Source organism: Halalkalibacter kiskunsagensis (assembly GCF_037027555.1).
GTDB lineage: Bacteria > Bacillota > Bacilli > Bacillales > Bacillaceae_D > Halalkalibacter > Halalkalibacter kiskunsagensis.
Genome location: NZ_JAXBLX010000001.1, coordinates 227,253 through 249,138, shown reverse-complemented (window position 1 = coordinate 249,138; position 21,886 = coordinate 227,253). Strand labels below are relative to the sequence as shown.

Annotated in this window: 19 protein-coding genes; 15 read left to right on the top strand and 4 right to left on the bottom strand. The window is 37.7% G+C overall.

All coding sequences use genetic code 11. From position 1 onward, the window contains the following. Nucleotides 1-93 precede the first annotated feature (93 nt). A complete protein-coding gene (locus SLH51_RS01085; protein ID WP_335958442.1) occupies nucleotides 94-744 on the top strand; it encodes a methanogen output domain 1-containing protein in 651 nt (216 codons plus the stop codon). 238 nt (nucleotides 745-982) lie between these two features. After that, nucleotides 983-1,867: a UTP--glucose-1-phosphate uridylyltransferase GalU gene (gene galU / locus SLH51_RS01080; RefSeq protein WP_335958441.1), complete on the top strand. Its 885-nt coding sequence runs from the start codon at nucleotides 983-985 to the stop codon at nucleotides 1,865-1,867. Nucleotides 1,868-1,957: 90 nt separating this feature from the next. Here the strand turns inward: galU and SLH51_RS01075 are convergent, their stop codons facing one another. Then, a complete protein-coding gene (locus SLH51_RS01075) occupies nucleotides 1,958-2,539 on the bottom strand; it encodes a hypothetical protein (protein WP_335958439.1) in 582 nt (193 codons plus the stop codon). Nucleotides 2,540-2,783: 244 nt separating this feature from the next. Here SLH51_RS01075 and SLH51_RS01070 point away from each other — a divergent pair, with 244 nt between their 5' ends. Continuing rightward, nucleotides 2,784-3,050, top strand: coding sequence for a hypothetical protein (locus SLH51_RS01070; protein ID WP_335958437.1), 267 nt, complete (start codon nucleotides 2,784-2,786; stop codon nucleotides 3,048-3,050). 48 nt (nucleotides 3,051-3,098) lie between these two features. On the opposite strand, the gene SLH51_RS01065 is transcribed toward SLH51_RS01070, so the two are convergent. After that, on the bottom strand, nucleotides 3,099-4,019 hold the full coding sequence (locus SLH51_RS01065; protein WP_335958436.1) for an LCP family glycopolymer transferase: 921 nt from the start codon (nucleotides 4,017-4,019) through the stop codon (nucleotides 3,099-3,101). Between the two features lie 331 nt (nucleotides 4,020-4,350). Between SLH51_RS01065 and SLH51_RS01060 the strand changes: the two genes are divergently transcribed. From SLH51_RS01060 to SLH51_RS01005, 12 genes are all read left to right on the top strand, one after another. After that, entirely contained in the window at nucleotides 4,351-5,706 is a 1,356-nt protein-coding gene (locus SLH51_RS01060) for a capsular polysaccharide export protein, LipB/KpsS family (protein ID WP_335958434.1), read from the top strand. 255 nt (nucleotides 5,707-5,961) lie between these two features. Beyond that, nucleotides 5,962-6,693, top strand: a complete 732-nt coding sequence (kdsB, locus tag SLH51_RS01055; RefSeq protein WP_335958433.1) for a 3-deoxy-manno-octulosonate cytidylyltransferase — start codon at nucleotides 5,962-5,964, stop codon at nucleotides 6,691-6,693. Further along, nucleotides 6,686-7,513, top strand: coding sequence for a 3-deoxy-8-phosphooctulonate synthase (gene kdsA / locus SLH51_RS01050; protein ID WP_335958432.1), 828 nt, complete (start codon nucleotides 6,686-6,688; stop codon nucleotides 7,511-7,513). The genes kdsB and kdsA overlap by 8 nt, the downstream gene beginning before the upstream one ends. A gap of 20 nt (nucleotides 7,514-7,533) precedes the next feature. Then, on the top strand, nucleotides 7,534-8,535 hold the full coding sequence (locus SLH51_RS01045; protein ID WP_335958430.1) for a KpsF/GutQ family sugar-phosphate isomerase: 1,002 nt from the start codon (nucleotides 7,534-7,536) through the stop codon (nucleotides 8,533-8,535). Further along, complete coding sequence (locus SLH51_RS01040; protein ID WP_335958429.1) at nucleotides 8,536-9,069, top strand: KdsC family phosphatase; 534 nt, start codon at nucleotides 8,536-8,538, stop codon at nucleotides 9,067-9,069. A 21-nt stretch (nucleotides 9,070-9,090) separates the two neighbouring features. Beyond that, nucleotides 9,091-9,522, top strand: coding sequence for an HIT family protein (locus SLH51_RS01035; RefSeq protein WP_335958428.1), 432 nt, complete (start codon nucleotides 9,091-9,093; stop codon nucleotides 9,520-9,522). Between the two features lie 159 nt (nucleotides 9,523-9,681). Further along, entirely contained in the window at nucleotides 9,682-12,891 is a 3,210-nt protein-coding gene (locus SLH51_RS01030) for a capsular polysaccharide export protein, LipB/KpsS family (protein ID WP_335958427.1), read from the top strand. Between the two features lie 203 nt (nucleotides 12,892-13,094). Beyond that, the gene (locus tag SLH51_RS01025) at nucleotides 13,095-13,880 is read left to right on the top strand and encodes an ABC transporter permease (RefSeq protein ID WP_335958426.1); all 786 of its coding nucleotides are present in this window, start codon (nucleotides 13,095-13,097) and stop codon (nucleotides 13,878-13,880) included. A gap of 15 nt (nucleotides 13,881-13,895) precedes the next feature. Then, a complete protein-coding gene (locus tag SLH51_RS01020; protein WP_335958425.1) occupies nucleotides 13,896-14,663 on the top strand; it encodes an ABC transporter ATP-binding protein in 768 nt (255 codons plus the stop codon). A gap of 19 nt (nucleotides 14,664-14,682) precedes the next feature. Then, nucleotides 14,683-15,774: a capsular polysaccharide export protein, LipB/KpsS family gene (locus SLH51_RS01015; protein WP_335958424.1), complete on the top strand. Its 1,092-nt coding sequence runs from the start codon at nucleotides 14,683-14,685 to the stop codon at nucleotides 15,772-15,774. A 187-nt stretch (nucleotides 15,775-15,961) separates the two neighbouring features. Next, nucleotides 15,962-18,103 (top strand): tail fiber domain-containing protein, encoded by a 2,142-nt coding sequence (locus SLH51_RS01010; protein ID WP_335958423.1) that lies wholly within the window; start codon nucleotides 15,962-15,964, stop codon nucleotides 18,101-18,103. Between the two features lie 115 nt (nucleotides 18,104-18,218). Continuing rightward, a complete protein-coding gene (locus SLH51_RS01005) occupies nucleotides 18,219-18,917 on the top strand; it encodes a CatB-related O-acetyltransferase (protein WP_335958422.1) in 699 nt (232 codons plus the stop codon). Nucleotides 18,918-18,978: 61 nt separating this feature from the next. On the opposite strand, the gene SLH51_RS01000 is transcribed toward SLH51_RS01005, so the two are convergent. Next, complete coding sequence (locus SLH51_RS01000) at nucleotides 18,979-19,602, bottom strand: acyltransferase (RefSeq protein ID WP_335958421.1); 624 nt, start codon at nucleotides 19,600-19,602, stop codon at nucleotides 18,979-18,981. 127 nt (nucleotides 19,603-19,729) lie between these two features. Next, complete coding sequence (locus SLH51_RS00995; RefSeq protein ID WP_335958420.1) at nucleotides 19,730-21,685, bottom strand: InlB B-repeat-containing protein; 1,956 nt, start codon at nucleotides 21,683-21,685, stop codon at nucleotides 19,730-19,732. Between the last annotated feature and the right edge of the window lie 201 nt (nucleotides 21,686-21,886).

Below are 21,886 nucleotides of genomic sequence, written 5' to 3'. Positions count from 1 at the left end.
CAAATAATGTGTTCATGAACAGAGCTAAAAAAGAAATGATGCGACAAAGAATAAAATTCTATCTATCTATGTATGTAAAATGGAGGACTAAAAATGGCTATGAACACCCAATTAACAGGCACCATTTTCTTATCCAAGTTGGTAACCCAGTATGCTCAATTACACTCAAAGACAGTAGGGGACAGTGCGCAAGAATACATTCGGCAAATAGGAATCAGAACGGGTGAATGGTTAGAAGAGTTTTATGATAGTAAAGATCAAAACTGGACAGTAGAGAAGTATGCCGATGTAATAGTAGATATTAAGAATTCGATCGGTGGCCACTTTACGATTTCTGAAGTACACCCTGATCATGTTGTCGTAAAAGCAACTGGATGTCCGTTTGGGGAAATTGTTCAAGACGCTCCACATCTTTGCAATATGACCTCAAGTGTATTTGGCGGGATTGCTGCTAGAAGGTTTGGTTACGGAAAAGTGAGTTTGCGAAAAAGGATTGCATTGGGCGATTCCGGTTGTGAAGTTGCGATCTATTTTGAACCAAATGAACATGAAGAAGGGAATGTATATAAGGATTTGCCGATAACACCCGAGAATGGAAATCCTTTTGAATGGGAAGAAGAGACAATTCAAGCCTTGCATAGAGAGCTCGTAAAAAGTGATGAGATGATTATGTCGCTTGTAGAAGAACTTGAGGATTTGCGGAAAAAGGTAAACAAAAGCAATGACGACGGTTGCGAAAGGTAATATAACAAATGAATAAGGCCTTTATCCAGTTAGAGTGGTCTTGGTCATGTTGGGTTTAACGAAACTTTCGCGTTCCTGTTATATATATATTATAATGAACTAGAGAACTAGGAGTATTAATCTCAGCCAAGACTTGACTTGGTATTCGTAATTCAAAATAAGAAAGCACTTACTTAAGAGAAAAGTAGATGAAATTTTGATTACCTCTCTCTATATAATCTAGAAAGGTGGATTCCTAATGAAAATCCGCAAAGCGATTATTCCAGCTGCAGGCCTAGGTACTCGTTTCCTTCCTGCAACGAAAGCTCAACCGAAAGAAATGTTGCCAATTGTTGATAAACCAGCGATTCAATACATTGTTGAAGAAGCAGTGGCATCTGGAATTGAAGATATTATTATTGTCAGTGGTCGAGGAAAGCGTGCCATTGAGGACCATTTTGACAAATCATATGAACTAGAAGAGACCCTTGCACAAAAAGAGAAACATGAGATCCTTGCAGAAGTACAAGCTATCTCTCGGTTGGCTAATATTCATTATATCCGTCAAAAAGAGCCACTCGGACTTGGTCATGCCATTGCCTGTGCTAGTTCTTTTATTGGCAATGAACCATTTGCAGTTATGCTCGGTGATGATATTGTGCAGTCGGAAAAGCCATGTTTAAAGCAGCTCATTGATGTATTTGATCGATATAAGTGCTCGGTGGTTGGTGTTCAACCTGTTCCAGATGAAGCTGTATCAAAATATGGCATTGTCGCTCCTAAAGGTCCTGAGGTTGAGTCTGGAGTGATTCATGTCGAAACACTTGTCGAGAAACCAGCAATTCAAGATGCGCCATCTAACTATGCCATCATGGGGCGTTATATCCTTCGTCCGGAAATATTTGATATTTTACGTAAAATTAAGCCAGGTGCGGGTAATGAAATACAGCTAACGGATGCCCTTGTAGAGTTAAATCTTCATCAAGCGATCCTTGCTTATCAATTTGAAGGAATCCGTCATGATATAGGAGATAAATTAGGCTTTATTCAGGCAACCATTGATGTCGCTCTTGGGCGTGATGATCTTCGTGGTGATGTCATGGCTTATTTGAAGAGAGTGTTGGAAGAGGAAAAAGTAAAGTAATGTAATGTAATGCTTGTGCAACAGTTGTAGCTCTGACCCTCACATTTAAGTGTGAGGGTCTTATTGACTTTAGATATGAATGACGAATTTCTATACGAACAACGACTTGACCTTCTTCGTTCCCCTCACTACATAAGCAATCGATTTAATATGTATTGGGTAGCCTTGGGTGTTATTGATTGCATCCCAGACATCGATTAACGAGGGAACACAAACTCTCTTTTCAAACTTCACATCTTCGCCCATACGGTCAATGCGAAACTTGTACTTCTCCGTTAATATTTGATAATGTCTTTTCTCTAAATAACTGACATAATAGCGAACTTGTTTATCCTTGGCATGTGTGGCAGCAAGCTTCAACAAATCTAATAAAATCTTCTTTGAGCCAAACTCTTTAATAACGCCCATCTTTCGTACTTGATACGCGCTCCCTAAGTTATTAGTTACTCGTGATTCGCCGGATATATTAATAATATCATTACTGCTCGCTAGCCCAAGTTCACAAGGGACAAACTCAATTGTTCCGACGTTTACACCGTCCTTATTTTGGAGAATAAAGGCTTCTGAATTATCCGCTAGCTCAGTAACGGGATATTTTCGCTCCAAGGCGATTGTGCTCCATACTTTCATAAATTGTTCTTTATCAGTACGTTCATTTGCTTGAATAAACATTTTTGGCCACCTCTTGGGAAAAATATCTATTAATTAGTATGAAACAAATATCGTAATCTAGCAATTATTTTGTCGTTTTATTGCATATAATAGGACAAATCATCTATATTTGTAATATAATCGACTAGGTAATAAATAATAAGAAATGTAGAAAAGTGTGAAAAAAGAATTGCTTTTACTATAGAAAAAAGGTAGAATATTAGTAATGAAAAGGCTTACATTAATTATTTGCGGGAGGTACATAATGAATACAAAAAATAGTATCGATACAATGTTTCAAGAACTAGAGGAAATGAACGCTATTAATTTGTTACCGAATCCCGAACAATTTGTTTATAAGTTAACAAGGTATTTTGAGAATGAAAATTTATCAACATTAGGCTCGATATATAATATAGAAGGAAATACTCCTTTAGAAACAACTGCGAAGAGATTATACAAAGATCTTCACGAGGTTGAAACAATTTACAATAATGCTACTGAGATGATTGGGAAATTATATAGAAACTAAATCGAACAGAAAAAGGACTTTATCACCAAGTGATAAAGTCCTTTTTGTCTATAATGCAGTTTCAAGTCCTAAGTGTGTGCGAAGTTCTGTTTTGACACGAGAAATTTCTTCTTCAGGTACTTGCAAATAGTAGATACCATTGATCGTTGTGCCGTTCCCCTTGATTTCCATTTGTGCAATGTTATGACGGGCGTCACGATACTTAGACTGAACTTTCCACATATCATCTAACGATAAATCGGTACGAACGGAATTACCAACGACCCCAAGAATGTCACCAACTCTTGTAATCGAACCAAGTTGAGCGCCTTCTTGAATAACGGCGTCAACAATTTGACGCTGACGATCATTTCTTCCGAAGTCGCCCCGTGGATCATTTTTTCTCATTCGGGCATACGCAAGTGCCTCATCACCAGTTAAAAAAAGTTCTCCTTCAGCAAACGAATGTCCGCTTTGGTTAAAGGCAAAGGCATTATCAACGGTTACCCCACCCATCGCATCAACTAGTCCTTTGAATCCTTCCATATTAATGCTAACATAGTGATCAATTGGAATATCAAGGAAATGTTCCACTGTATCAATGGTCATTTCCATGCCACCAAAGGCATGAGCATGGTTAATCTTATCTTGCATTCCACGACCAACAATTTCAGTACGCGTATCACGTGGAATACTTAACATCTTAACTGATTGGTCTTCCGGGTTAACAGTCATAACAATAATTGTATCTGTTCTTCCTGAAAGATTGTCGCCTCTTGCATCAATTCCTGTAATAAGGAAAGAAAGTGGCTCTTTTTGTTCAACATCCACTTTGATTTCACGCTTGCTAGATTGTTCTCGTTCTAATGGCACATGAATTTCTGCTACCGTATCTGTAACAGACTTATATAGATAAAAACCGTAAGCAGCCAGCGATAATAAAAGAACTCCAAATAGAATTCCAATTGTTATTAGAATTTTTTTCTTCATATATATAACACCTCTTTCTATTAATTTTAGAATCTTACATGATTTATCAAGAAAATAAATAAGAATATGGATAACCTCAGTAATTATAGTAAAAGTATGGCATAGGAGCAATGCGAATTTAGATAGCATTTTTTGGCATATTGTTCATTCATTTTAACATCAAGCGATTTTCTTAATGCTAAATGAGTTAATTGTTGTAAAAAAACGTAAATGTGTTTACTTAGGGTTGAAAAATAGGTAACATTAATGAAGGTTAAACAAATTATGACAAATGAAATGAAAATTGTGTCGAGTTTCAACAAAAACGAACGGTAATTGGAGATTGACATAATTGTCTGATGTAAGGGGTTTAAAGGCATACATGGCTAATTACTTGTTTCTAAGAGGGAATCGGAATAAGCGATTTTTTATCGATATCGCAAATGAATTAATTCATAGAGGTCATCATTGTTATCAAATGAAGTTTGAACTAGGAGAATTGTTGTTTAAAAGTGGAATTAAGACTCTTTATGCACCTTTTCATGTGACGAATAAACAATATCCTATATCTGATGACGAATTACTGTCGCTCCCGATATATAACATTACGTATAAAAGAAACATATTAAAGAAGCGGACGGCTAATAAAGAACTAGTAATGTACAAGCGTTACATGTATGTAATCGATCAGTATATTCGAAATAATAGTATCGATGTTATTTGCTTGTTTAATGGCTATCATTGGATTGATCAAGTCACAAAGTATATTGCAACGAAATATGGTTTGCAAATTCGGTACTTTGAAGATGGATTGTTTCGTCCTTACACAATTACGTATGATTCAAAAGGGATTAATGCAAATGCCTCAGTGCCTAAAGACCCGGCTTATTATGATGGGATACAAGTGAATGACGAAAGATTAAAAACGTATTTATTCCATCCTGAAAATGCTGAAATGAAACATAGGACGAAAGAATCGCTTCTGAAGGTTGCTTTAATTAAGCTTATTAGCATGCTTGGGGCTGTATTTGGATTAAACCCAAGACTTTATGATCATATTAACTTTTGGGAAGCATCTAAGTATTTTATTACGAAGAAACTGTTTAGCAGTAGAGAAGAAGACCTAATTGATTGGCCAAAAGAGTATGTATTCGTTCCTTTTCAAGTATCGAGAGATTCACAAATATTTTACAATTCACCTAATATTAAAACAATGGAAACGTTGTTACGAGTGACAGAACAGGCTGTAAAGAGTATAAATGAAAAAGAAAACCGAAATATCAAAGTGATTATCAAGGAACATCCTGAAGATATGTCAAGAAATAACTACCATGAATTGAAACAAGCGTACAAACAGGATGATACCGTCATATTTGTTAAAAAGTTTAATGTACACAAACTGATCAAGCGCGCTATCGCTGTTATAACGATCAACTCAACGGTTGGGATTGAAGCGCTTGCACATCATAAGCGTGTCATCACACTAGGTGATTCTCTTTATAACATTGAAGGCGTTACATCAACTTGTACTCAGCTAGATCGATTGGATGATGTGCTTTTACAATCTTTACAAAAGCCGGTCAATACGAGTCGGATTGATAAGTTTTTGTATTATTTGCGTTTTCATTATCAAATTGAGGGAACGATCAATTTCCCCAGTAAAGTGACGGCGGAGAATGTTGTTGATAGAATGTTGTCGGAAGAGTAAGCTGAGCAACATTTCAAAAATAGGTACACAATACCATTTTATTTACTCGTAAAACATTGTATATTTATCAGCGTCAGTAATATCACTTACAGGAATCGTCAATTCCCCCAATAAAGTGACAGTGATGAATGTTGTTGGTAAAATGTTGTTGGAAGATTAGCTAACATAAATTTTACGCAAATGGTATATGTTTCCATTACTTTTATCGACAAAACAGTGTACGATACAATTATCTTTTGTTAGGAGAGTGACAGAGTGAAAGTTGTAGGTGTGATTCCAGCGCGTTACGGATCAACACGTTTTCCAGGAAAGCCACTCGCTTTAATTAATGGGAAACCAATGATCCAAAGAGTGTACGAACAAGTGAAGAAAAGCACAGAACTAGAAACAGTGGTTGTCGCAACCGATCATGAAGACATAAAAAAAGTTGTCGAAGAGTTCGGTGGTACAGCGATTATGACTCGAACAGACCATGAAACTGGTTCTGACCGAATCTCAGAAGTGACTCAAAAAGTAGAAGGTGATTTCTATGTCAACGTTCAAGGTGATGAGCCATTAATTCGTCCTGAATTAATCGATGCCCTTGTACAAGCTGCCAAAGAATCACCGGAAGCAGTTGTTACAGCGAAAACAGCGATTAAACATCAAGAAGATGTGAATAATCCAAATGTCGTGAAGGTCGTAACCAACAAAAATGGTTTCGCTCTTTATTTCTCACGTTCAACGATTCCTTATAACCGCTCAGGTGTTGAGCATACGTATTTCAAACATCTTGGCCTTTATGGTTATCCAAAAGATGTCTTAAATAAATTTGTCGAGTTACCGCCATCCGATTTCGAAAAGGTAGAAGTACTTGAACAGCTTCGCCTGTTGGAAAATGGATTTTCGATTAAAGTAGTCGAAACATCGTATGATGCAGTCGGTGTCGATACACCAGAAGATATTGAAAAAGTTGAAAAGATCCTAGGAGGAACAGCTAATGTCTAACATTGTAAAGTTAAATGATAATATTGTATTTGGTGGGAATAACCCATTCGTATTAATCGCGGGTCCTTGTGTTATTGAGAACAAGGAACTTATTATGGAAACAGCTGAACAACTAAAAGAAATTACAACGAAATTAAACATTCCGTTTGTATTCAAAGCCTCATTTGATAAAGCAAACCGTTCATCTATCCATTCTTTCAGAGGTCCTGGTTTAGAAGAAGGACTAGCTATCTTACAAGAGGTAAAAGAAAAATATAATGTACCAGTAACATCTGATATTCATGAAACAGCACAAGTAGAAAAGGCTGCTGAAGTATTAGACATCCTTCAAATTCCAGCATTCTTATGTCGTCAAACAGACCTTTTAGTCGCTGCGGCAAAAACAGGCCGTATCGTAAACGTGAAAAAAGGTCAATTCCTTGCGCCTTGGGATATGGTTAATGTCGTAAATAAATTAAAAGAATCAGAAACGGATCGAATTCTTTTAACTGAGCGTGGATCTACATTCGGTTATAACAACTTAGTTGTGGACATGCGTTCTTTACTTACGATGGCGGACCTTGGAGCACCTGTTGTATTTGACGCGACTCATAGTGTTCAAATTCCTGGAGGAAACGGAACAACTACTGGCGGGAAGAGAGAATTTGTTCCTTACTTATCAAAAGCAGCAGCAGCAGTTGGAGTAAGTTCAATCTTCATGGAAACTCATCCAAATCCAGATGAAGCACAATCTGATGGACCAAACATGGTGAAATTAGATGAGATTGAAGACGTATTAAAACAAGTCCAAGAAATCGATCGTGTAATCAAAAAGTACTAATAACTCTAGGAGGTCTATTAATGCCAAATACTATTACAGCTACAGCTATTCAACCGGTAACGACTGATTATTTGAAAAGCATGAAAGAAGTTCTTGAAAAAGAAGCTCAAGCGATCCTTGAACTTAGCAATTCTCTTGGCACATCAATGGAAGATGCAATTGAGTTAATTTTACAATGTAACGGAAGAGTTGTAATAACTGGCATTGGTAAATCTGGAATCATTGGTCGCAAAATCAATGCGACAATGGCTAGTACTGGGACCCCGTCTCTATTTCTCCATCCGTCTGAAGGACTGCATGGAGATTTAGGGATGGTCACAGGACATGATGTAGTCATTGCCATCTCTAATAGCGGCGAATCAGATGAAGTTATTAATCTGATTCCATCGATTAAAAAAATTGGTGCTAAGATGATTGCGATTGTGAAAAACTCTCAATCTACTTTAGCAACGAATTCTGATATTGTCTTAAATATAGGTAATGCAAAAGAAGCTTGTCCTTTAGGGCTAGCACCTACAACAAGTACAACGGTAACGTTAGCATTAGGAGATGCATTAGCGATTGCCTTACTTGAAGCGAGAAAGTTCCAACCGGAAGATTTTGCCCTTTACCACCCAGCTGGTTCATTAGGTCGAAAATTGTTGTTAACTGTAGGAAATGTTGTAAAAACGTCGCGTAAGAACCCAACAGTCTTTGGAGATGATACAATTAAAGACGCGTTATTCCAAATGACAGCACAAGGAATGGGTGCAGCTACAGTCGTTGATGCGCAAGGATTTATGCTAGGGGTCTTAACGGATGGTGATATTCGTCGTGCCTTTGCTCTAACCGACAATGTGTTAGAAAGAAAAGTGGAAGAACTTTGTAATCTGACACCAGTTGTCATTAAGGAAGATGTATTAGCTTCACAAGCACTTGAACTAATGGAAGATAAGAAAGTCAATGTCCTTCCTGTGATCAATGAAATGCATCAGCCAGTTGCGATGATTCATCTTCATGATCTTATGAATCTAGGATTGTAGGTGATTGATTTGAAGAATATTAAACTATTAGTCTTAGATGTTGATGGTGTATTAACAGATGGGAAATTGTTTATCGGCTCAGATGGTGAAGAATATAAAGGCTTTCATACCCAAGATGGTATGGGGATTAGCTTAGCTAGATATACAGGAATGAAAGTCGCAATCATTACAGGGCGAAAGTCACCTGCGGTGGAAAAGCGCGCAAACGAACTAAAGATTGACTATATTTATCAAGGCATTCATGATAAGCTCAGCGTTTTACATGACATCGTGTCAGATTTAGGGATTACCTTGGATGAGGTTTGTTATATAGGCGATGATATTAATGATTTGCCTATATTACAAGTGGTCGGATATCCAGCAGCACCTGCTAATGCCGTTGCTCCAGTGAAAGCACAGGTTCATTATGTGGCTGCTGCAAATGGCGGGGAAGGTGCCGTTCGAGAAATTCTAGACCGTATGTTAGCAGAGCAGTATGATTATAACAGTCTTTTGACTGATTATCTTAATGGATTAGTAACGATTACGCAATAATCGAACGAAGGGGTGGTTAGTGTGAGTCAATGTCCAATTTGTGAGAAACATGAGACGGTGAACGAAGATGTCCTTTTTGAAAACCAAAATTGGGTAATTACACATGGACCACTTGCTTCACAATTATTTGGTTATATCTATATTGAACCGAAACGTCATGTAGAGAACTGGACCGAATTTACGGATTCAGAACTTGCTGAGATTGGGCCACTGATTAAGAAAGTAGAAAGTGCTTTAAAAGAAGTGATTTCAATTGACAGGTTATACAGTGTAACAATAAGTGAAGCAGTGCGACATATTCATTTTCACCTGATCACAAGGGAAACAACAAGTGAAGTAAAGGGACTGCCTTTAATTGAACAGGCAACGCAACAAAAAGTAGTTACAGAACAAAGGATAAGTGAAGCTGAACTGTTACATGTTAAGACAAAGCTCAAGTCAGTTTTGTCATAATAATTAACATATAATTATGTAAAATTTTGTTATTTTTTGTACTTGTTGCCTTTTAAGGGGATGTAGTGTGAAGTGTAATAAAGGCAGGTTTATTACCTGCTTTTTTTATTGAGAGCTTTAGTGAGTACTTTGAGATAGGTGGGGATGAAGTTGTCTTCTATGAAAAAAAGAGCACAGAAAATACTAGGCGATAAAAACTATAGCCGCTTAGCTAGATTTTATAAAAGTAGCAAGCCAAAAATAGATACAGATAAACCAGTGGCCTTTCTATTTGGATTTAGTAAATGGAAAAGACCGCATACAGAGTTGTACCTTTCAGAATATGAAGTTAAATTTATTGAAGATAGAGCAAAGCTTTCAGATATTTTTACTGAAGTAGAACGTTATAAGAATAAGGTATTTATGGTATGGGGTTATAAGGAAAAACCGCAAATCCATAACTATGCGTTAAATAATAAAATTCCGTTTCATCGTATTGAGGATGGATTTATTCGCTCGGTACAATTGGGCGCATCACACAGTGTTCCATTATCAATGTGCATCGATTCAAAAGCTTTGTATTATGATGCGACAGAACCTAGTGATTTAGAGGATTTATTAAATAATTATGACTTTTCCTCCAATCAAGAGCTAGTTCAAAGAGCAAGTGGTTGTATTACGAAATTAAAGGATTTAGCAATTAGTAAATACAACAATGTCGAGAATAAAAATGTAGAGAAATTGTACGGTGAAAAGAAAAAGAAGCGTGTACTCGTTATCGGTCAAGTAGAAGACGACCAATCAATTAAACGCGGTTGCTCAAAAAAAATGACGAACAACGAGCTTGTTTGGATTGCAAAATTAGAAAATCCGGATGCGCAAATTATTTATAAGCCACACCCAGACGTGTTATTTGGAAAACGAGAGCTCCAATCGAACCCAGAAGAAGTAAAGCACATTGCAAACGTTATTACTGAGCCGCTAAGTCTTACAGATGCGTTAGAAACAATTGATCATGTGTACACCATCACATCTCTAGCTGGTTTTGAAGCATTAATTAGAGGGATTAAAGTAACGACAATGGGTGCCCCGTTCTACTCGAACTGGGGATTAACGGATGATCGACAAAAAGTCGACAGAAGACAGCGTACACTAACGGTGGAAGAGGTATTTGCCGCTGCCTATATCCTTTACCCTAAATACTTGCACCCATTTACGAAACAAGAAATTAGCATTGAAGAAGCGATGGAAACATTGCGTGTGCTAAAAGAGATTGACCTTGCAAAATCAAAGAATACAGGCAGAAAGAAAGCTGCACTATTAATTGGCTTCCCAGACAACCAACCTTTGTTACAGGCCTACTTTAAGGACTATGTAACGGTTCAGGTCGGTAGAAAAGAAGCGTTACGAGATTTCAAACCAAAACTAAGAGATCATAGCAATTATGACATGACAGCCTTTGTTTGGGGCTATAATATAAAGGAATTGTTGTTAGATGAGGTTAAGCAACAAGGAATCGAAATCGTCCGAGTTGGAACAGGATTTTTAAATGACCATTATCATACAGATATTCCATTCTCTTTAAGTTTTGATAAACAAAACCTTCCAAGTGTAGCAACGGGAGATAGCGATCTCATTGATTTGCTTAATGGGTATGATTTTTCAATGAAGAAAGATGAACTGACTAGAGCAAAACAGGTGATCGCATTATTAAAATCGAGAGATAACGTGAAGGAACTTCATTCGATCAAGCATGTGCCTACACCAGGGAAAAAGAAAGTATTGGTATTAGGTCAACCTGAAGCAAATGTTGTGAATAATGGTATCTCCAATGTTGATTTAGTATGGGTTGCTAAAACGGAAAATCCTCAAGCTGATGTAATTTTTAAAGCAGCTTGCGCTGATAGTGGTTTGGCAACGGAAGGCGTCTATGAAATTGCTGATATTGTAACTGGAACAGAAAAGCTACATGAAATCTTACGTGAGATTGATCATGTGTACACGATTGATTCAAACGGAGCAATGGAAGCTATCATTCGAGATATTCCTGTTACGACATTAGGATCTCCATTTTATGCAGGCTGGGGATTAACAGATGATCGTAAGACATTTAGAAATAGAAGAAAAACGTTAACCGTCGAAGAGTTAATTGCTGTTTCATATGTCGTTTATCCAAAATATATGAACCCATATGTGAAAGATGACATGACTGCTGAAGATGCCATTAAATTAATGAACGTTGTAGAAGAAATTACGAAGACAAAGAAAGATGTAAAGAAGGCCGTTCCGAGTCATTTGATCTACCAAAATGAAGCAGCTGCAACTCAAGAAGCGGCTGAGAAGAATATGAAGCAACAAGGGAATCAGAAAGAGTTTGAAGTAAAAGGGGAAGACGGTAGTGAAATTGGTGTCTTATCTAAGGGGATTCAAATAATCCCGAACTTAGACTCTTTTGTAAAAGGAAGATTTGAGTTTGATCCAAGATCTAACGTAAAAAACCTAGACTTTATTGCGGGATGGGGCTATAAACCAAGTGCAGAAAAAGCGTTGAAATTTGCTAAAGAGCATAATTTACCCTATCTTGCGCTAGAGGATGGATTTTTAAGATCACGTGGGCTTGGTGTTGACGGAGATCCACCTTTATCCGTATGTGTCGATGATGTCGGCGTTTATTACGATGCGACAAAACCATCTAGACTAGAAAATATTTTAAATAAAGACACATGGATCACGAGTGAAATAATTGAAACAGCAAAAGAGGCCATGAGTTTAATTGCCGATAATTATTTAAGTAAGTATAATCACGCTCCAATGATTGATGAGACGATCTTTAAAAAGAACAATCGCAAACGTGTGTTAATCGTAGATCAAACGTATGGTGATATGTCGATTCAACTTGGGTTAGCAAATGCCGATGACTTCATGAAAATGTATGAAAGTGCCATTAAGGAACATCCAGATGCAGATTTCTATATTAAAACGCACCCAGATGTTATCTCAGGGAAGAAACAGGGGAATATCACAGACCTGAAATTAAATAAAAATACGACATTGATTTCTACAGATTGCAATCCGATCTCACTGATTGAACAAGTGGATGTGGTGTATGTCGTGACATCGCAATTTGGTTTCGAAGCTCTTATGTTAGGAAAAGAAGTACACTGCTTTGGGATGCCGTTCTATGCTGGATGGGGTGTAACAAATGACCGCAAACAAGTGGGTAGACGGAAGAAGAACAGAACGATTGAAGAGATCTTCGCTGCAGCGTATTTAATTTATCCTAGGTATATCAATCCAGAAAGCGGAAAGCCTGGTACGATATTTGATGTGATTGATTATTTAATTGAAGGCAAATCACAACCTCTAAATAAGCAAAATCGTGTGAAATAAACAGGGTTTCGTGATAAATACCTCTTCTTAGCGTGGTGATCGATAGCATTCATTACTACCTAGGGAGAGGTTCTTTTTTAATTAGGTGTCATAGTAAAGTAGGAATATAGATAGGAACGATCTTTTTAGTATGGTAAACTCTATATAGAAATAAGGAATTAGTAATACCAACAAATTTAAAGATATAAACAGGTGTAATAGACATGATATTTAATTCGGTAAAGAAGCTAGTTGACCAGCGAGACTTCATATGGACACTGACAAAAAGAGAAGTGTTTTCTAAATATAAACAGTCAATTTTAGGGATATTTTGGGTGATTTTGCAGCCTTTAATTTTGATTGCAATTTTAACCATTGTATTTTCTGCGTTTGTACGTTTACCTAGTGAAGGGGTACCATATGCCCTATTTCTAACGGTGGCAATGATCCCTTGGCGTTTTTTTAACACTGCTGTTAATGGTTCCACGAAAACAATCACAGGTTTTGCAGGGTTAATTAAGCAGAGGAGTTTTTATAGACCTGCGTTAATTATTGTGAAATTAATCTCAGAAACAATTACGTTTGCTTTTGCTTCTGTTGGGATTGTTGCGTTAATGATTTATTTTGGATGGACGCCTGGAATCAATGCTTTTTATGCTTTGCTCCTTTTTTGCGTTCAGTTAATCATTATGCTTGGATTGATGTTCCTTTTATCAGCATTAAATGTGTATGTGCGAGATGTAGGATTTGCTGTACCTTTAGTACTTCGACTATGGTTTTATATGTGTCCAATCATTTATTCATTTGAGAATGTTCCGATACAATACCAGCCATATCTTGCTTTAAACCCAATGGTGGCAATCCTTGATGGTTATCGCAAAACATTGCTTCATAATGAACTTCCTGATTTTACGATGTTAGCTTATTCCTTCTCCTTTGGAATCATTGTGCTAATCATTGGCTGGATTACGTTCATGAAGCTTGAAAAGAATTTTGCAGACGTCATATAACAAGGAGTTATCGAAATGGAAGATTACGCAATACGCTTAACAGGTGTTGGAAAACGTTATTCAAAAACCGGTAAAATAACGATTATGAAGGAACTAAAGAAAAACTTATTAAAAAAAGAAACAAAAAAAGATTACCACTGGCCGTTGAGAGATGTTACGTTAACGATCGATCGTGGCGAATCGATTGCGGTTATTGGCGGGAATGGTTCAGGGAAAAGTACGTTATTAAAGCTCATCCTTGGTGTAACTGCTCCGACAGAAGGAGACATTGATATTAACGGAAGTATCGGTGGCTTAATCGAACTTGGTGCAGGATTTCATAAAGAAATGACTGGTAGAGAAAACATTTATATCAATGGGGCAGTACTCGGTCTTTCTTCAGATGAAGTGGATGAAGTGATGGATGAAATCATTGAATTCTCTGAGCTTGAAGATTATATCGACATGCCGATCAAAATGTATTCGTCAGGGATGAAAGTCAGACTAGGATTCTCGATTGCCATTCATATAGATACGGAAATTGTCCTATTAGATGAGGTATTGGCTGTTGGAGATGCATCCTTTAGAAAAAAGGCATTAAAAGCCATTAAAGAATTTTTAAAGGGAAAAACGATTGTCTTTGTCTCGCATAGTAATAGTCAAGTGAAGGATATTTGTACGAAAGGAATTGTCGTTGATAAAGGTAGGATTGTGTATCAAGGGGATGTTAATAGCGCTTTGCAATTCTACGAGGAAAATATCGTTAATAAAAAGGAAAAACAAAAAGCAGCTGTCAGTAAATAATTGGTATTGAGGTATTTCAATGGTTATAAAAAAGGGTTATAGAAGAGCAAGAAAGCTTTTTGGATTATTGAGAAACGTGTTGCATTGGCAAGTAACGAATTATGAAAACAAAGATATTGCTTTTGTCTTTAATGTATCAAAATGGAAACAGGTCTACCTAAGATCTTATCTAGCAGAGTATGAAGTGATATATGTGACAACAAAGCTAGAAGTTCGGATATTTGAACGACTAAACAAAAGTCATTCAAGTAAAACGATCTTTGTGTGGGGCTACTCTGCTAAGCCCAATTTGGTTCATTTTGCTAAACAAAAAGCAATGCCTTTCTATAGAATAGAGGACGGGTTTGTACGTTCGAAAGGATTAGGGGCGCTTCATAATGCTCCTTACTCCTTATGTATTGATAAGCAAGGAATGTATTTTGATTCAAATCAAAAGAGTGACTTAGAGGATATTCTAAATCATTATGACTTTGATTCGAACAAGGATCTACTTAATCGGTCCAGGAATTGTATCAATCAATTGATTGAATTAGAAGTGAGTAAATATAACCACGTTCAAAAAAAGAATTTAGATGTTATTTATGGGGAGAAGACAAGAAAAAGAATTCTTGTCATTGGACAAGTAGAAGAAGATGCATCGATTCGTTATGGTTGTGCAACACCAACCACTAACAATGACTTAGTCAAATTAGCTAGCAAAGAGAACCCTGAAGCGGAAATCATTTATAAACCACATCCTGATGTTTTGGCAGGAAAAAGAAAAATGATTTCAGACCCTGAAGAGGTTAAGCAGATTGCTAAAATCGTTTATGAACCATTAAGTTTAGTCGATTCGTTAAAAACGATTGACCATGTCTATACGATTACGTCATTATCTGGATTCGAAGCGTTACTCCGTGGCATTAAGGTTACGACGGTTGGAGCTCCTTTTTATTCAGGGTGGGGATTGACCGATGATCGTCAAAACGTATCTAGGCGAAAGAGAAAACTAACGACTGAACAATTGTTTGCTGGAGCCTATATTCTCTATCCAATCTATATAGATCCTAATACTGGAAAAAGAATATCATTGGAAGATACTATTTCTAAAGTAAGCCAGTCTTCCAAGTGAACAGAAAGATGATGTCTGATCGATTATAGTTTTTTAAAGTATAGAAAGATGTCCAACATAGGCATCTTTTTTTCATAGTTAGTTTGAATCATTGAGACATGAATATAACTCTATATACTTGTATTCATATTTTCCTCAGTTAAGAGAGAACCAGAACCAAAGGAAGTTGTAAGTGGGAGGGGATACTATGAATCGAAGAAATTTCCTCGTGAATTTCTTACTATGGATTCTATCGTTCTTTTTTGGTTATAAGATTGCTACTTTTAGAGACACTGAATCGACAGTCATAATGGATGATGAGGGAAATGTTGTTTCAGCGAAACTTGATGATTTAACAGAAAAAGTAGAGAAGGCACAAGAAGGAGTAGCAGCAAGCTTCAACGATTTAGTGGGAAGAGGAATCAATATTAAAAATCCTCCGGCACCATTAATTGCTGCTAAGTGCGACGGAGTGAGCGATGATACGGAAGCACTACGAGAGATTATAAAAGTAGCCGAGGAATATGGTGCAAAAGTGATTGTTCCTGGTGTCTCTGTTATTAGTGGAGAGTTAGAAATTAAGAGGGCATTAATTATCGAAGGGATAGGCTCGGGATTGGGGTATGCGAATTATGGCTTAACCAAATACGAACAAACTAGTGGATTTCTAGTAAAGGGCAATGGCAAAAAGAGAATTAGAACAAGAGTTAAGTATCGAGCATCGGCCTTACAACCTCAAGATGACCCATTATCTGTAGCAATTAACATTCAATCTGAGAATGTGGTATTACGAGATCTCACGGTCTTTTTAGACTTTAATAGAGAAGATAATTCTCCAAGAAATTATGGAGCTGATTGGGATGTGGGGATTTTCTTAGGTTGTCGAGTACATAATCAAATTCGAAATGTTCACGTTCTCGGCTACTGGAATGAGGCGAGTATTTGGTATGATGTCACGCGAGGAACAAACCTTTCAGAGTTTAAGGACTTAGAGGGGAATCCTTATCCAAGAGGCACAGTAACAAATGGAGCAGATGGATTAATGCTAGAGTCTGTCTTTACTCAAGGTGGGAAATGGGGAATGAAAGTACAAGGAGCTAATCCTAAAAATGGGGAATCCAGCTATTCAAGTGGGTATTATGATGAAGGGTTAGGGAAAGTAGTAGTAGATCGGCGTGGGAATTTCGGAGCATCTGATTTATTTGCTGTTTCTTGTTCCTTCTATGGTACGAACCACCATACAAAACGAAGACGTGATGATACCACTGGAGATTATCTTACCGATCCAGGTGGCGGGGCTGTATTGATTGATGGATTAGCAGGGAACTCTTCAGGAGTGATTCAAGGATTACGTTTTGTTTCCTGTCGCTTCTCAACATGGGAGCCATACCGTATTAAACTTGATCGTGTAAATCGAGCTGTTTTTATAGGGTGCCATAGTGAAGGTGGAAGTGATGCATATACGAGAAGTGGACGACCATTAAACTATGACGATACTGATTATTATGGTCCGATTAGTACAACAGCCAACACAAAAAATGTTGTGTTAGAAGCATTTAATACAACATTAAGACCTGCCTTTCTTGGATCAGCAGATATCACCAATATTGCTAATGCAGGTGTCAATAGCAACCGATTTGCGAAAGGCTTGTATACAAGCGGAGATATTGAAGGCGCAGGTGGATTGCTGTTAGGTGGATCAATTATCCATCGCGAGGGAGAAATAGATTTGCAATCGGCAAGTCAAGAGCACGGATTACGATTTAGACGAGGCAATACATCATCTTTCTACATTGGGGAGACTTATACGATGTTATATAGTCACGCTATCCCGAATAATGATGGTAGCTTTGGTCTAGGGAGTGCGTCACGTAGGTGGTCGCAAATATTTGCTTCAACTGGTGCGATTAATACATCTGATAGAAATGATAAACAACAAATTAACGAAATACCTGACAAAGTATTAGATGCTTGGTCAGAGGTAAACTATACGCAATATAAATTTAATGATGCTGTAAAAGAAAAAGGCGCAAAAGCGCGTTGGCATTTTGGCGTCATTGCCCAAGAAATAGAAAAAGCCTTCAAAAGGCACGGTCTCAATGCGTTTGATTATGGCATTCTCTGTTATGATAAATGGGACGATGTCTATGAGGATGTGGAAGAAGTAAAAGAAGTGGAAGATAAAGAAACGGGAGAATTGACAGAAGTACTTGTGAAAACGGGTGAAAAGCAGCTGACCGTTCCTGCTGGAAAGAGGTATGGTGTACGTCCAGATGAATGTATGATGCTTGAATCTGCGTTAATGCGTAGAAAGGTTGAGAGGTTGGAAGCGAGGCTGAATGGACATTAGGAAGACTACTTAGTCTCCCCACTCTTATCCTGTAATTCCCTTAATAGAGTTGACATATTGGTTGATGCTTGTTAAATATAAAGATAAATAACTATATATAATAGGAGTAGATCTTGTGATTAAAAAAGAAGAATTGCTTGAAAGAGGTTTGTGGATTAATGATGTAAATAACCTCAGTGAAAATTGTAGAATTGTCATTGAACCACCAGTACGTCTTTTAGATACAGTTGTACGTAACGCCAATATAGGAGCATATACGTTTTTAAGAGGCGGTTATATTCAAAATGTAAAATCAATCGGTCGGTTTTGTTCGATTGCAAAAGGTTTAACAATTGGATTAGGGGAGCACCCGCTTTCCTATTTAAGTACTCATCCTTTTCAATATTCAAGTGTGTTTCCTTTTTGGGAAGAAGCAAAGAACTTTCAAGAGACCGTTGAGCCTGAACAAATGAAAAGCAATCCCGTCATTGGAAATGACGTATGGATTGGGACAAATGTTACCATTCTTCGAGGAGTAACCATTGGTGATGGGGCGGTTATCGCAGCTGGTGCGGTTGTTCATAAAGATGTCAAGCCTTACGAAATTGTTGGAGGAGTACCTGCGAAACATATTCGCTATCGCTTTGACGAGCAGACGATCGAGAAACTATTAGAATTACAGTGGTGGAATTACACGTTAGAATCGCTAGAAGGAATTGAATTTAACAATATTGAAACAGCGATTAAGCAACTAGAGGAACGAAAAGAGCAAGGATTATTGAAGAAACGAAAACGCATAAAAATTAAAATCATTAATCACGAAATCGTAGACTAAGTAATAAAAAAGGAAGTGAGCTCATTAATCTGCCCACTTCCTTTTTCTGTTGTAAGGAATCCTATAGTCTTTGCCTGTCCCAAGTAACTCCTCTGCTTACAACTTTTGCAGGAGTTCCAGCTAACGTACAGTTTGTTTCTTCAAATTTCTTTGTCACAACGGCACGTCCGCCAACAATGCAATCATCGGGAATGACTGCGCCTTTTGAAATAAGCGCTCCTGCTGAAATCCAGACATGATTTCCAATGACAACGTCTTGGGCTACATTCTTTCTAACGCCAGTTTCGACATCGATTACTGAATGGGCGTCAGACGTTCTCACATCAATGCTATTGGAGAACATACAATCTCTGCCGATAGTAATATTTTTATTTTCTGATGCTAACAAGTAGCAATTATGTTGGAACGTTGTTTTGCTACCTATTTTTATCGTCTCTCTAGCACCGCTGATTAACATATGACCTCGCAATTTACACTTTGCACCAATTTTTACTTTGTTGTTATTGCCTTTAATCTCAATAAATAGATTATTGAGGATCGTATCCTCACCTATTGTAATTTCATTCCCTGTTCCATGGATAAACAACCGAACCTTGTTTAACTTTACTGATTCAGGCAAATGGAGGGTATTGTTTTTTCCTGTAATCTCTGTCGCTAAATTATTTATCGATTCTTGTAATTCCATTTATTAGTGACACTCCTTATCGATTGTTTAATCATGTTTAGTATAACATTTCCTAGAATCAATCGTAAGCTCCCTCTAAAGAAGGCAGATACCCATGACGAATGTATCTGCTTTTGCTTGTATTTCCTTAATTATTCTCTTCTTCTGTCTCTTCTGTTACTTTACTAAACACCGCTCTCACACTACGGTTATTATTCATCGTTACAGACAGACTCGTGTTTCTACCAGAAGCATCGCCTTCCCAACGGACAAATTCCCACCCATTAGCAGGTCTAGCTGTTAAGTTGACGGTTGTTCCTTCTGTGAACGATGAACCGCTACGATCAACACTAATGGACCCTTCGCCACTTGTTGACGTACTCAATGTAAATTGTTTCGGTTCAGGTTCAGGCTCCGGCTCCGGTTCTTTCTGGAAGATGGCGCGAACACTTTTGTTACCATCCATTGTAACAGTTGCCGTACGTGAGGAGCCACTTGCAGCGCCTTCCCAACGTTCGAACGTCCAACCTGCATTCGGAACAGCTGTTAACGTGACTCGTGTTCCACTCTTAAATTGAGTACCAGAGTGATCCTTTGTTACATGACCACCGTCACCTGCACTTAAAGATAACGTGTACGTAGGGGTGGGTTCTGGTGTAGGCGTTGGTTCAGGTTTAGGTTCAGGTTTAGGTTCAGGTTTAGGTTCAGGTTTAGGCTCATCCTTTGTGAAGACCGCTCGAATTGATTTATTCGCATCCATTGTAACAGTAATGCGATCATTCGTAGAGCTCTCTGAACCTTCCCACCCTTTGAACGTCCAGCCATCACTAGCACGAGCTGTTAACGTGACAGTGTCCATAGAGGCAAATGTATTATCGAGTGAACTTCGAATAATTCTTCCTTCCCCTGTTGTTGCTAATGATAAGGAGAAAGTTGACTCTTCTTCAAAGATCGCTCGGACATTGATGCTCTCTGTTATGGTGATCGGCTGTGGATTCGTGCTTCCTGTTAGGTCACCTTCCCAGCCAACAAACGTCCATCCTTGATGCGGTCGTGCTTCAATGGTAATTTCACTATCAACCGGATAAGATTCTTCTTCAGGTGAAATGATGACATCACCTTGTCCGGTTGTTTCGTAAGAGACGACTTTGTTTTCGCCCTCGATTACAACATCCATTCTTTTCTGAAAGTCAACATAAGTAATCTCAATCGTTGTGTTTCCTTCTTCAAGTGCCGTGAACGTTGTTTCCGTTCCTTCTACTTCACTAAATTCACCAATTTCCTCAGTTAAGGTCCAATCCGGAGTGATTTCCATTTCTTCTCCAGCAGCATCGAAGCCTTCTACTGATAAATCTAGAGACTGGCCAATTGCCAATGTATCTAATTCTTCAGGATCAACGATAATTGATTCGACCACTTGTTCTTGAACGAAGTAGGTTCGTTCAACGGAAAATTCACCCAATGAAGCAGTGACGATTGTATCTCCAAGCTCATGCGCAGTGAACTCTACTGTATGATTCGTTTCACTTTCTTCAAGAGTTCCAATCGTTTTATCCGAAACACTCCACTCAGCTGGAAGCATTACGGACTCACCCGATTCCTTCTCCCATACTAGAGCTACCGTTCGACTAAAACCTTCTTGTACGAATCTTCTTGATTTAATTTTAATCGATTCTTGTAATGACTCGTACGTATCATTTAAAGTAGAAGAATTTGTCATCGTTGCTCCCACATGTAACACCTCTAATGCGTCCACTACGTTTGACCTGCTAATATAAATAGTTGATAGATAGGAATAGAATGTTTCCTCCGTTGGAAGCAATTCAATGCCTTCTACCAAAGCCGCTTCAGCTTGGTCAAAATAAGAGAGTGCTAGATAACCTTCAGCAAGGCCAACTCGTGCATTAACATTCAAAGGATCTAACTCTAGCACATTTTGATAGGCTTCAATACTTTGTTCATACTCTTCCTTATCAAAATGCTCCTTTGCTAACTGCAGTTGTTTCGTTAAATTATCTGACTGAATCGCATGAACGGTAAAATATCCTATTAAGGAAAGTGCAATGACACCAGAGAAAATCAACAATATAAATTTTTTATCCATTACCTTTTCAAACACCTCTTTTACTTGAGTAGTTTCTAGCCATAATTATAATGAAAATTCCTATTTAAGGAAAGAAGATTCGTAGAATATGTCGGATAATGTGTAAATATGTTAAATAAACGATTCCAACTAAAACCAAAACTGGTTGATAACAATGTACTTTGGTCTCTTTTACGAAAATAAGGAGTGTGATAAGATATG

Bases quoted from the DNA above. Each gene is read 5' to 3' on its own strand.
- SLH51_RS01085 (WP_335958442.1), top strand. From the start codon at position 94: ATGGCTATGAACACCCAATTAACAGGCACCATTTTCTTATCCAAGTTG.
- galU (WP_335958441.1), top strand. From the start codon at position 983: ATGAAAATCCGCAAAGCGATTATTCCAGCTGCAGGCCTAGGTACTCGT.
- SLH51_RS01075 (WP_335958439.1), bottom strand. From the start codon at position 2,539: ATGTTTATTCAAGCAAATGAACGTACTGATAAAGAACAATTTATGAAA.
- SLH51_RS01070 (WP_335958437.1), top strand. From the start codon at position 2,784: ATGAATACAAAAAATAGTATCGATACAATGTTTCAAGAACTAGAGGAA.
- SLH51_RS01065 (WP_335958436.1), bottom strand. From the start codon at position 4,019: ATGAAGAAAAAAATTCTAATAACAATTGGAATTCTATTTGGAGTTCTT.
- kdsA (WP_335958432.1), top strand. From the start codon at position 6,686: ATGTCTAACATTGTAAAGTTAAATGATAATATTGTATTTGGTGGGAAT.
- SLH51_RS01045 (WP_335958430.1), top strand. From the start codon at position 7,534: ATGCCAAATACTATTACAGCTACAGCTATTCAACCGGTAACGACTGAT.
- SLH51_RS01030 (WP_335958427.1), top strand. From the start codon at position 9,682: ATGAAAAAAAGAGCACAGAAAATACTAGGCGATAAAAACTATAGCCGC.
- SLH51_RS01025 (WP_335958426.1), top strand. From the start codon at position 13,095: ATGATATTTAATTCGGTAAAGAAGCTAGTTGACCAGCGAGACTTCATA.
- SLH51_RS01020 (WP_335958425.1), top strand. From the start codon at position 13,896: ATGGAAGATTACGCAATACGCTTAACAGGTGTTGGAAAACGTTATTCA.
- SLH51_RS01015 (WP_335958424.1), top strand. From the start codon at position 14,683: ATGGTTATAAAAAAGGGTTATAGAAGAGCAAGAAAGCTTTTTGGATTA.
- SLH51_RS01010 (WP_335958423.1), top strand. From the start codon at position 15,962: ATGAATCGAAGAAATTTCCTCGTGAATTTCTTACTATGGATTCTATCG.
- SLH51_RS01000 (WP_335958421.1), bottom strand. From the start codon at position 19,602: ATGGAATTACAAGAATCGATAAATAATTTAGCGACAGAGATTACAGGA.
- SLH51_RS00995 (WP_335958420.1), bottom strand. From the start codon at position 21,685: ATGGATAAAAAATTTATATTGTTGATTTTCTCTGGTGTCATTGCACTT.